Consider the following 12,110-nt stretch of genomic DNA (forward strand, 5'->3'; position numbering starts at 1 on the left):
GGCTCTGCCTTCTTTCCTAATTCTATTAGGAGAGAGCGATGAATAATAGGATGGATTATCAAAGGGAGCTTGAGCGAATACGCGAACATTTCGGTTATGATTTCATGGCGCTAGCTCTGGTTGAACCGGCCGAATATCAATACGTAATTAAATGGAAAAATGCAGCCGGTAATTTAAATGATCGCTTTAAGCGGATTGTGCTGCAATCCGGTAAGGGCATAGCAGGAATTGTGTTTAAAACCGGGAAATCCGTTTTCATTCCATCTATTTATCAATATGTGGGGGCAGACAACCTGTTTAACTATCCGATCGTTCAATCCGAGAAGCTCAAGAGTCTCGGGGCTGTTCCCCTATGGAATGATGCTCGCGTCGCGGGCGTACTGCTTGGTGGATTTCGGGAAGAACAGCTCATGACCGAAGCCATGATGCGTGATTTGGAAGCCTTGGCACATAGAGGAATTGGAGAGTTGAACGGGAAGGAAGTGATGTGAATTGACATTGTCTTTAGGGACTGGCTCTTTGAGTGCGCTAATGGTGAAGTTGTTTGAGAACAGTACGGAAGCCATTTTCTTTTTTGATAGGCAAGGGAATACCCTAGCCATGAATCCGGCTGCTGAGGAGATTGTGGGCGATGACGTCCTCATCCAGCTCTATGAAGGGAAGGAAAGAGCTTTATGTGGAACATGCAGGGGTTATACAAGCGAAACGGAGCCCCGTACCTGCCTTGACTGTTATTTCAATATGCCAGAATCCAAGGATTTCGCTTCTTTTCAGGTGTATCTGGAAACGAAGAGCAACCGAATGGTTCCCTATGCCGCTTCTTTTCACACCATTGATTCTGAACATGGAACACGGGTGTTGATGTTGAGAGACTTGACTCCGCAATTTCAGACGCAGGAAAAATTGTATCAAAACAAAATGATGAAGCATGTCATTGAAGCGCAGGAAAATGAGCGTAAACGGCTTTCCAGGGAACTGCACGACAGTGTCGCCCAGGAATTGATGAGCGCGGTTGTTGAACTGCGGGTATTAAAATACATGACGAATGATGAACAGCTCATCAAAAACATGAAGCAGACCGAAGCATCCATGACGCGATTGCTGGATGATATCCGCAACCTGTCTGTGGAACTTCGCCCCGCCACACTTGATGATTTTGGGCTTGAAGCGGCATTTCGTTCCCACTTTAAGAGGGTTGAACAAAGCTTTGGTCTTGTCGTTGAATTTGTGTCGGATCTTTCCCAAAAACGATATGGAAGTGAAAAGGAAACGGTCATTTACCGTGTCTGCCAGGAGGCTGTTCTCAATGCCTTGAAGTATGCCCAGGTAGACATGGTTAAAGTTTCTTTGACTGAGCACGATCATACACTTCGTTTGACTGTAGAGGACGATGGAATTGGCTTTGAAAAGGGGAGCAAGCCTATTGGAACGGGATTAGGTTTATATGGCATGCAGGAGCGAGCAGAGCTGGTAGGCGGAAGTTTTGGCGTCCTTTCAAATGTTGGTCAGGGAACCAAAGTCTTTTTACAAATTCCGATTGGCCAAGAGGAGGAATAGAGACTTGATCAAAATTGTGTTAGCGGATGACCATGCTATTGTACGAAGCGGATTTTCCATGATTTTGAACTTCCAATCGGATATGGAGGTTGTCGGAACGGCTGCGGATGGCATTGAAGCGTATACGATGGTAGCTAAATATCGTCCGGATATTCTAATCATGGATCTCAGCATGCCCCCAGGCGAAAGTGGATTGATCGCTACAGGCAAGATTAAAGAGGACCACCCTGATACTAAAATTCTGATTCTGACCATGCATGACGATGAAGAATATCTTTTTCATATTTTAAAGAATGGTGCTTCAGGATACGTTTTGAAAAATGCCCCAGATGAGGAGTTATTGCTTGCTATACGAACCATTCATGGGGGTGGGACTTATATCCATCCTAAAATGGCTACTTCTCTCGTTCGTGAGTTCATCAAAAAAGATACGACGTCACAATCAGAAGATCCTTATGAGATCCTGTCCAAGCGGGAACTGGAGATTCTACCTCTGGTCGCAAAAGGTTACGGTAACAAGGAAGTTGCGGAAAAGCTGTTCATCTCTGTCAAGACGGTGGAAGCGAACAAAGCGAAAATCATGGAGAAATTGAATTTAAGAAGTCGGCCTGAACTGGTCCAATATGCATTAAAGAAAAAAATGCTGGATTTTTAGCCGATGAATGGAGGAAATCCGCGTGCTGGAAAATGAGAAATTGCGCTTTTCCAAACCTGCCATGCGTATTCTTGAAAATGAGCATCGCTATCTAACCTATCTGATGGATGAATGGCATGCCATTGTATTGTGGTTTGAGCAGCACAGAATACTAGATTTGGAAGAAGGCCGCAAGCAACTGGAAAAACTGAGAACGCAGATTATCGATTTTAGGGTACCCCTCAAGAAACATACCGAAAAGGAAGAAGAACACTTCTTTTCTATGCTAGGAACCTACATTGGTTTTGAGCAGGGACCGCTCGTTGGTATACAGGAGGAGCACCGTGAAATAGAGGGCTATATCGATCATTTTCTTTATCAGACGGAGGGCGATCTGAGTTTGCTCACGCTTGATGAGATTCAGGAGGCGACCAAGAACGCGGGGGAGGCCTTCGAAGTCCTGACTGTTCATTTTATAAAAGAAGAAGCCGTACTTTTTCCTATGGCAGAGCAACAGATCAATCGGAATGATCTAACCAAGTTATGTGACAAATTAAATACGCTTATCTCTTGAATTGACCAAGCCGCTTCCTATAGAAGCGGTTTTTTATATTTTCAGGGAGTCCCCTGTTAGGTAAAGGGGACTCCCCTATATTCGAATGGATGGGCTAGCGGCTACAATGGGGACAGAAAATTCAAATCAATAATTCGACAGAAAAAACGTTGAAAAGGTGAGTTAAATGATTAGAAAAATGCAGTTGCCGTTACAAACATTGAACTTGATTCTTGGATTCATGGTATGGGTTATCATTTCTTCGCTTATGCCGTTCATTACGGAGGATATTGCTATTCCACCCGGAAAATTGGCCATGGTCACAGCAATTCCGGTCGTGCTTGGTTCGATTCTGCGCATTCCGCTTGGTTATTATGCCAACATCTTCGGAGCAAGAATCGTTTTTCTCGTTAGCTTTATTTTGCTTTTGTTTCCCGTCTACTATATCAGTGAAGCTTCTACGATGATGGATTTAATTATCGGTGGCTTGTTCCTTGGGATTGGGGGAGCTGTGTTCTCGGTTGGGGTGACTTCGCTGCCGAAGTATTATCCAAAGGAAAAGCATGGGTTTGTAAATGGGATGTATGGCATAGGGAATTTGGGAACAGCCGTCACTACCTTCTCGGCCCCTATTGTGGCTACTCAAATTGGCTGGGCCCCTACAGTGAAGCTGTATCTCATTCTGCTGCTTGTTTTTATCGCTTTGAATTTCTTCTTAGGGGACCGTCATGAAGCTAAAGTAAAGACGCCCATTATGGAACAGATTAAAGGGGTTTACAAAAATGAAAAGCTTTGGTTTTTCTCGCTCTTTTATTTTATTACATTTGGCTCATTTGTAGCGTTCACGGTGTACTTGCCGAATTTCCTGGTATCGAATTTTGAGCTGACTAAAGTGGATGCAGGGATGCGTACAGCAGGCTTTATAGCGATTGCCACTTTCTTCCGCCCCATCGGTGGCTGGCTGGCGGATCGGTTTCAGCCCCTGTTCCTGCTGGTAGGCACGTTCTCTGTTTATACGGTCGCTGCGATTCTTTTGGCTTTTTCACCAGGGATTACCTTTTATACAGTAGGCTGCTTGGCGATCGCTGTATGTGCTGGAATGGGGAACGGCGTCATTTTCAAGCTAGTTCCATTTTATTTTAATAAACAGGCAGGTATAGTTAACGGAATTGTATCCATGATGGGCGGTCTCGGTGGCTTTTTCCCTCCGATCTTGTTGTCGACGATTCATGCCGCTACTGGCCAATATTCCATTGGATTCATGCTCCTCTCCCAAGTGGCGCTGGCTAGCCTGATCCTCGTTATATGGCTGTATTATCAAGGGACACAATCTAATGAATGAACGTTATTCCAGACAGATCTTATTTAGACCTATTGGTGGCGAAGGGCAGCGTAATTTATCCGCTGCTGTCGTCACCATTATCGGTTGCGGGGCACTGGGTTCCGCCATTGCCGAAACATTGGTAAGAGCGGGCGTTGGGGAGCTTCATCTTGTCGACAGGGATTATGTGGAGATGTCGAATCTGCAACGTCAGCAGCTGTTCACGGAGCAGGACGCCGCGGAAATGCAGCCTAAGGTCATGGCAGCCGAAAAAAGGCTGAAAGCCATACGAGAAGACGTGCGGTTGCACACATATCTCGATAATTTGGATGCCGAGCTTGTTCAAGAACTTGCCAGCAAAAGTATATTGCTGATGGATGCTACGGACAATTTTGAAACTCGTCTGCTTATCAACGATGCTGCACTGAAGGCAGGAATTCCATGGATTTATGGAGCCTGTGTTGGAAGCACAGGCGTTGTTTTTCCATTCGTGCCGGGCGAGTCTGCTTGTTTACGCTGCCTTCTGCCATCGTTGCCTGCGATCAATCAGACCTGCGATACGGCTGGAATCATCTCGCCTGCAGTCCAGGTGACAGCGGCCCTCCAATGTGCAGAAGCCATGAAGTGGCTGAGTGGCAGACATGATAAGATGCGCCGCAAGGTTCATCTATTTGATCTATGGGAGAACACGCAGATGGACATAGGGATTTCCCGCATCCGTAACCAAGATTGTCCAACCTGTGGAGAGCATCCTACGTTTCCTGCACTGACAGCATCACGTCGCTCGGCGTATGCGGCTCTGTGCGGACGGAACGTGGTACAGGTTCTTCCAGACCCACAACGTCCGATCACGCTTGATGATGCAGAGAAAATGGGCAGGCTTATAGCAGATCGTGTAAAAAGAACCCCTTATTTCGTTGAATTTTATGCTTTTAAGCATCGAATGATTTTATTCAAAAACGGAAGGCTTCTCATACACGGTGTACGGAGTGTTGCCAACGGTCAAAAACTATATCATCAGCTGTTCGGTTAAATGAGATATAGATACAAAAAGCAGAAACATTTAAAAGAGTCTGTCACCGGAGAGTGGCTTGTCCGGTGGCTGGAAGGTGGAAAAGATGAGTGTATTTGAAATCGTGACGGAGCCCATTATCCCGCAGGCTTATGCGGATTATGTCCTAAGGCCGGAAGCAGGAGCGGTGACTATTTTTACAGGGCACGTACGAGAATGGACTCAAGGCGTACGGACCTTATACCTTGCTTATGAGGCCTATGTCCCTATGGCTCAAAAAAAACTCGCAGAGATTGGTCGCGAAATCGAACAGAAATGGGAAGGAACGCGAGTGGCGATCGCGCACCGCATTGGCGAGCTTCAAATCGGTGATATCGCCGTTGTCATTGCCGTTTCTTCACCTCACCGTTCGGATGCGTATGAGGCGAATGAATACGCGATCGAACGAATCAAAGAAATAGTTCCTATTTGGAAACGAGAGATTTGGGAAGATGGAACGCAGTGGGTCGGAGATCAAAAGAAAAAGCCAGGGGGAGATCAGTCATGATTAAGCTGTACTACTTTGCGGGACTCCGTGAGGTGACGGGAAAAGCAGAAGAATTGGCAGATTTGGCGGGCCAAACGGTAGGCGATTTATCCAATTGGATAACAGATCAATATCCAGATATGCCGATCAAGTCTGTGCGAATTGCGATAAACGAGGAGTATGCGTTGTCTACGGATGTATTACAGAATGGAGACATTGCAGCCTTCATTCCCCCAGTGAGCGGCGGCTAATGATAACGATGCTAAACAACTAGAAAGGAGGGGGCGTATGAATTTTCATCCACTGAAAGACAAGTTGCAGCGGCCGATTCGTGACCTGCGTATATCGGTTACAGACCGCTGCAATTTCCGCTGTTCCTATTGCATGCCTAAAGAGATTTTCGGTGACGATTACGCCTTTCTTCCCCAAAATGAATGTCTGTCGTTTGAAGAGATTCACCGGCTCACGAAGCTCTTTGTATCCCTGGGTGTAAAAAAGATCCGACTCACGGGCGGCGAACCATTAATGCGCAGGAATCTACCCGACCTGGTCTCCCAAATCCTGTCCATTGACGGAGTGGAAGATGTCGGCTTGACCACCAACGGTGTGCTGCTAGGACAGCAGGCCAAGCCTCTCTATGACGCGGGGCTACGACGGCTTAATGTCAGTCTGGACGCTCTGGACCCCGAGCTATTTGGGCGGTTGAATGGGCGGGGGATTAAGCCTGATATTATTTTGAAGCAGATCGAATATGCAAGAGAAATCGGCTTTGAAATCAAGGTCAATATGGTAGTTCAAAAAGGCGTTAATGACTCGGAGATTTTGCCGATGGCCGCTTATTTTAAGGAGCAGGGAATAACCCTTCGCTTTATCGAGTTTATGGATGTAGGTAATGACAACGGATGGAGCTTCAAAAAGGTACTAACCAAAAAAGAAATCGTTGAACGACTTAAGAATGCGTACGAGCTGGAGCCGATGGATCAGGATTACTTTGGAGAAGTAGCAAAGCGTTACCGTTATAAAGACAGCGACGCACAGATTGGTTTTATTACTTCGGTTTCTGAATCGTTTTGTTCGTCTTGTACACGTGCCCGCTTATCGTGCGATGGCAAGTTTTATACATGTTTGTTTGCTTCAGGCGGATTTGATCTACGTCAGATGCTTCGTAATGGAGCGAATGACCAGGAATTACTCGATGTGATTACTTCAGTATGGGAACAACGCACAGATCGGTATTCCGATGAACGTACGGAGCAGACAGCCAACAACAAAAAAAAGATTAACATGTCCTACATTGGCGGCTGACATTTTATACCATGAGAATGTGCTGTATTTGATGTGGTCGCCTCGAAAAAGAAAGCGCAAACATTTTTGTTGGCAAAACTTAAATTCGATGTTATTATGATCTTGGGATTGTTACTGAAAAGGCAAAACCCGAGGCATGGAATTAGATTTCCATGTGTTGGGTTTTGCCTTTTCTTTTTAGAATACAAGCTTTACGATATCCTGCATGATATGAATATATGGCCCAGCCATAACGCAGAAAGGTGAGTGATATAAAGCCTTACAAGTGCTGAACAACAAAGATGATGACGTCGACCAACGAATCGACATCCGAAAAATGATGTCATAGGACGTGGTTAACCGACTATATTCATTTTCAAAACGGAATATCAGATCGGTTTGGAAGCACTCAAGATCATTCAGGGAAAACGTAAGGCTTTGTCTCTCATTATGAATGCGTTTTCATAACACGAAATTGTAAATCAATACATTTGCATTTGATTTACGACGAAGGTTTGATCGGCTATTACCGTCTTGTGACCTATCTGAAATTTCGCCCAGCAACTAAATCCTTTTTTAAATTTGATGGGATAAGGGGGGCAGTTAGATGATCATAACGAAGATATTTAATAACAACGCCATAATAGCCAAAGATCAAAAAAGAGATGAATTTGTTGTTATGGGTCGTGGTATTGCATTCAAAAAGAGTGCAGGTGAACAAGTAGAAGAGCATCTAATTGAAAAGGTCTTTGTGCTTAAACATAAAGATGCTTCAGAGAAATTTAAGTTATTGTTAGAGGATGTTCCATCAGAATATGTTTCGTTATGCTATGACATCATTGAATATGGAAAAAGCATATTAGAAGCACAATTGAGCGATTATATATATGTTTCGCTTACGGATCACATGAACAATGCATTTAAAATGTTTGATGAAGGGTTTAAAAATGCAAATCCATTAATTTGGGAGATTAAAAAATTTTATCCCAAAGAATTTGCGGTTGGATTAAAAGCACTGGAGTTCATTGAAGACGAAACAGGCAAACGATTGTCAGAAGATGAAGCAGGTAATATTGCTCTTCATTTAATAAATGCTCAAGTAAACAGCTCCTACAACAAGGTAGCAGATGTTGCTCAGCAAACTCAAAAAATACACGACATCTTGAATATTATTAAATACTCTTATAATACCACCATAGATGAACACTCGATCAGTTATGAGCGATTTATTACGCATTTAAGGTTCTTCTTTCAGCGATTAAATAAAAAAGAAAAAGTAGAACTGGAAGACGATTTTTTGTGGAGGCAAGTGAAAGCAAAGTACAAAAAGGCTTATGGCTGCATGCTGAAGATTGAGAAATACTTGGATATGGTATTGTCAGATGAGGAAAAGCTGTATATAACGATTCATATTCAGCGTGTGACCCAAAGAGAAAATTGAATAACACTTGGATTGTTACTGGTAATGCAGGCGAAACCAACCTAGATCGAATTTGATCTATTTTGGTTTTGCCTTTTTTTATAAATACAATTAAAGGGGAAGTTACAATGAAGTATGAGACATTAGCAAAAGACATCATCAGAAATGTCGGCGGCAAAGAAAATGTGAATAGTCTAACTCATTGTATTACACGCTTGCGCTTCAAATTAAAAGATGAAAGTAAAGCCAATACAGAGGTTTTGAAAAATATGGATGGTGTTGTCACTGTGGTAAAGAGTGGCGGGCAATACCAGGTTGTTATAGGTAACCATGTACCTGAGGTTTATGCTGATGTTACTGCTGTAGGTGGTTTTCAAACAGGAGATTCAGAAGAAGCATCAGGTGAAAAAATGAGTTTGTTCAATAGATTCATTGATACCATTTCAGGTGTATTTACACCCACGCTGGGTGTCTTAAGTGCCACAGGTATGATTAAGGGCTTCACCGCCTTATTTGTAGCTTTGGGCTGGCTGGCCACTACATCGGGTACCTATCAAATTCTCAATGCTTTAGGTGATTGTTTGTTTTACTTCTTTCCTATTTTCCTGGGGTATACGTCAGCTAAAAAATTCAATGCCAACATTTTTATAGGCATGGCTATAGGTGCATCGCTTGTGTACCCAACATTTAGCACGATAACAGCCTCGGGCAAACCACTATACACTCTATTTAGCGGTACTATATTTGAGTCACCGGTATATATCACCTTCTTAGGTATTCCGGTCATTCTGATGAGTTATGCGTCAACCGTTCTTCCGATTATCATATCCACCTATGTAGGCTCAAAAATAGAAAACTTCTTTAAAAAGGTAATCCCTAGCGTAGTGAGAACATTTTTGGTTCCGTTTTTCACATTGTTAGTTATTGTACCCTTAGCGTTGATTGTGATTGGACCTCTCTCGACTTGGGCAGGTCAACTGCTTGGCGCTGGAACCCTCTTTGTGTATAACTTAAGTCCGATTATTGAAGGTATGCTCATGGGCGCTTTCTGGCAAGTGTTTGTTATCTTTGGATTACACTGGGGACTTGTTCCTATCGCTATGAACAATTTAGCAGTGCTTAAATTCGATCCGATTCTTGCGGCTACACTGGGAGCTTCCTTTGCTCAGACGGGCGTCGTACTGGCGATTTTGTTTAAAACCAAAAATGTAAAACTGAGATCACTTTCCATTCCAGCTGTCATCTCCGGGATTTTTGGTGTGACAGAACCAGCAATATACGGGATTACATTACCACGTAAGAAACCATTTATTTTAAGCTGTATAGCATCCGCAGTAGGCGGCGGTATTATAGGAATGATGGGAACTAAAGGTTACATTATTGGTGGATTGGGTATTTTCGCTATCCCGAGCTATATCAGTCCGGCAGGAATAGACAACGGATTTTATGGGGCTGTTATCGGTATCCTGGTAAGCTTTGTATTAGGCTTCTTGCTTATGTTCTTTGGCGGATTTAAAGATGATGAAGTGAAAGAAGCAAAAAAGGAAGACAGTACACCAGGAGCGGCAAGAGGAGAAGTTTTAGTAAAACAAGAGACGGTGATGAGTCCATTAAAAGGTGAAGTGAAGTCTTTATCTGAAGTAACAGATGAAGCCTTTTCGACAGGTGCTCTGGGTAAAGGGATCGCCATTGAACCTTCTGAAGGTAAGGTCGTTTCACCTGTAGATGGTGTATTAACATCATTATTTTCGTCAGGTCATGCGATTGGAATTACAAGTGATCACGGTGTTGAGGTCCTCATCCATGTAGGCAAAGATACGGTCAAATTAAAAGGCAAACATTTTTATCCTAAAGTAAAACAGGGAGATGCTGTTAAAAAAGGCCAGCTGCTTATGGAGTTTGATATGGAAGCTATAAAAGAGGCTGGTTATGTTTTGACCACACCCGTTATCGTTGCCAATACTACGAATTACCTGGATGTCATTGAAACAGAGAAGAAGGCGATTGAGTATCAAGAGGATTTATTGACCGTCGTAGTCTAATCTTAATTAAATGTTGAGGAGGAATTAACAATGGAAAATACAACTAAATTGGAATTTCCACAAGGATTTTTATGGGGAGGTGCAACGGCTGCCAACCAATTTGAAGGTGGATATAATGAAGAAGGTAAAGGCTTAAGCACTGCGGATGTGATTACGGCTGGAACGCATACGACTTCCCGAAGAATTACACCTATACTGGAAGAAGGAGTGAACTATCCGAGTCACGAGGCTATTGATTTTTTCCACCACTATCAAGAGGATATCCGCTTATTTGCAGAGATGGGATTCAAGGTCTTTAGAATGTCCATTGCGTGGTCAAGAATATTTCCTAACGGAGATGATGCAGAGCCGAATGAGCAAGGCTTGCAGTTCTATGATCGTGTATTCGCAGAATTGAAAAAGTATAATATTGAGCCTTTGGTTACAATCTCACATTATGAAGCACCGTTTCATTTGACCCAAAAATATAATGGTTGGTCAGATCGCAGAGTCGTAGATTTTTATGTGAGATATTGTGAAGTGCTTTTTAACAGATACAAAGATGTTGTGAAATACTGGTTAACCTTTAATGAAATCAATATTTTAACCTTGTCATTTGGCGCATTCATGGCTGGAGCTATGATGCCGGAGGGGAATGGAGAGCTTGCCCATGCTACAGTGAAGGATGAGCAGGTTTTGTATCAGGCGTTGCATCATCAATTTATTGCCAGTGCAAAGGCTGTAAAGCTGGGTCATGAAATCAATAAGGACTTTAAAATCGGTTGTATGATTGCTTATATGTGTTCCTACCCACTTACATGCCATCCTGATGATATTCTGCTAGCTCAACAAAAGGATAACTTAAGTAATTTCCTATGCTCAGATGTTCAAGTAAGAGGCGCTTATCCGGGATTTGCCAAACGCTATTTTAGAGATCATAACATTCAGATCAAAATGCAAGAAGAGGATGAGGACATCTTAAAGGAAGGCTGCGTAGATTTCTATACCTTCAGCTATTATTCCTCTACTTGTGTCAGCGCCGATCCCAACCAGGAGAAGGTGGGAGGAAATTTATCTATGGGCTTAAAGAATCCTCATTTGAAAGCAAGTGCCTGGGATTGGCAGATCGATCCACAGGGATTGAGATGGTCCCTCAATAACATTTACAACCGATACGAAATCCCGTTAATGGTTGTTGAAAATGGCCTTGGCGCCGTAGATACAGTGGAAGAAGACGGCTCCATTCACGATGATTATCGAATTGATTATCTAAAGCAACACATTGAGCAAATGAAAGAAGCGATTGCTGATGGAGTAGACTTAATAGGGTATACGCCTTGGGGATGTATTGATCTGGTAAGTGCGGGAACTGGTGAAATGAAAAAGCGTTATGGGTTTATATACGTAGATAAGGATAATGAAGGCAAAGGGACACTTGCCAGATCCAGAAAGAAGAGCTTCTATTGGTATAAGAATGTGATTGAAACCAATGGAGAGCAGTTGGATTAAATCTTAGTGCCTGTTTCATAAAAGTCATACCGTCAGCGCGTGCCAATTTTAATCGGTACGCGCTGCTTGAATTTACATTATGAAACGAAAATAATACCTTAAATGGATATTCATCCCGGCTGTGAAAATGGATTCCCTTCAGGAAACTACGGAGATTGTTTATAGGTAGGGGCTCAACATCATCCATGTATTTTAAAATTCACTAAACACATGGGATGAAAATGTCGAAAAAGAAGATAGGACTTATATCAAAATATAAGGAAGTGGATACAT

12 protein-coding genes are annotated in these 12,110 nt (G+C 43.0%); all 12 read left to right on the top strand.

All coding sequences use genetic code 11. From position 1 onward, the window contains the following. Positions 1–38: 38 nt before the first annotated feature. The 12 genes from MKX59_RS08560 to MKX59_RS08615 all read left to right on the top strand — a co-directional run bounded on the left by MKX59_RS08560 (position 39) and on the right by MKX59_RS08615 (position 11,837). Positions 39–491: a GAF domain-containing protein gene (locus MKX59_RS08560; RefSeq protein ID WP_023989701.1), complete on the top strand. Its 453-nt coding sequence runs from the start codon at positions 39–41 to the stop codon at positions 489–491. Position 492: 1 nt separating this feature from the next. Beyond that, positions 493–1,557 carry a PAS domain-containing sensor histidine kinase gene (locus MKX59_RS08565; RefSeq protein ID WP_023989700.1) on the top strand — a complete coding sequence of 355 codons (1,065 nt, stop codon included), beginning with the start codon at positions 493–495 and terminating at the stop codon, positions 1,555–1,557. 7 nt (positions 1,558–1,564) lie between these two features. Then, positions 1,565–2,212: a response regulator transcription factor gene (locus MKX59_RS08570; RefSeq protein WP_023989699.1), complete on the top strand. Its 648-nt coding sequence runs from the start codon at positions 1,565–1,567 to the stop codon at positions 2,210–2,212. Positions 2,213–2,234: 22 nt separating this feature from the next. Then, the gene (locus tag MKX59_RS08575) at positions 2,235–2,765 is read left to right on the top strand and encodes a hemerythrin domain-containing protein (protein ID WP_023989698.1); all 531 of its coding nucleotides are present in this window, start codon (positions 2,235–2,237) and stop codon (positions 2,763–2,765) included. Positions 2,766–2,931: 166 nt separating this feature from the next. Continuing rightward, positions 2,932–4,086, top strand: a complete 1,155-nt coding sequence (locus tag MKX59_RS08580) for a nitrate/nitrite transporter (RefSeq protein ID WP_340858203.1) — start codon at positions 2,932–2,934, stop codon at positions 4,084–4,086. Next, positions 4,079–5,098 (top strand): ThiF family adenylyltransferase, encoded by a 1,020-nt coding sequence (locus MKX59_RS08585; RefSeq protein ID WP_028542279.1) that lies wholly within the window; start codon positions 4,079–4,081, stop codon positions 5,096–5,098. The genes MKX59_RS08580 and MKX59_RS08585 overlap by 8 nt, the downstream gene beginning before the upstream one ends. Before the next feature lie 85 nt (positions 5,099–5,183). Beyond that, the gene (locus tag MKX59_RS08590) at positions 5,184–5,624 is read left to right on the top strand and encodes a molybdenum cofactor biosynthesis protein MoaE (protein ID WP_053326596.1); all 441 of its coding nucleotides are present in this window, start codon (positions 5,184–5,186) and stop codon (positions 5,622–5,624) included. Next, on the top strand, positions 5,621–5,854 hold the full coding sequence (locus MKX59_RS08595; RefSeq protein WP_053325878.1) for a MoaD/ThiS family protein: 234 nt from the start codon (positions 5,621–5,623) through the stop codon (positions 5,852–5,854). The genes MKX59_RS08590 and MKX59_RS08595 overlap by 4 nt, the downstream gene beginning before the upstream one ends. Positions 5,855–5,891: 37 nt before the next feature. Next, entirely contained in the window at positions 5,892–6,908 is a 1,017-nt protein-coding gene (gene moaA, locus MKX59_RS08600; protein ID WP_023989693.1) for a GTP 3',8-cyclase MoaA, read from the top strand. 586 nt (positions 6,909–7,494) lie between these two features. Beyond that, positions 7,495–8,328: a BglG family transcription antiterminator LicT gene (gene licT / locus MKX59_RS08605; RefSeq protein WP_053325877.1), complete on the top strand. Its 834-nt coding sequence runs from the start codon at positions 7,495–7,497 to the stop codon at positions 8,326–8,328. 107 nt (positions 8,329–8,435) lie between these two features. Then, the gene (locus MKX59_RS08610) at positions 8,436–10,349 is read left to right on the top strand and encodes a beta-glucoside-specific PTS transporter subunit IIABC (protein WP_028542282.1); all 1,914 of its coding nucleotides are present in this window, start codon (positions 8,436–8,438) and stop codon (positions 10,347–10,349) included. A 30-nt stretch (positions 10,350–10,379) separates the two neighbouring features. Then, the gene (locus tag MKX59_RS08615) at positions 10,380–11,837 is read left to right on the top strand and encodes a glycoside hydrolase family 1 protein (RefSeq protein ID WP_053325876.1); all 1,458 of its coding nucleotides are present in this window, start codon (positions 10,380–10,382) and stop codon (positions 11,835–11,837) included. Positions 11,838–12,110 lie beyond the last annotated feature (273 nt).

It is taken from the genome of Paenibacillus sp. FSL R7-0340 (genome assembly GCF_038002205.1).
In the GTDB taxonomy this organism is placed as follows: Bacteria; Bacillota; Bacilli; order Paenibacillales; family Paenibacillaceae; genus Paenibacillus; species Paenibacillus polymyxa_B.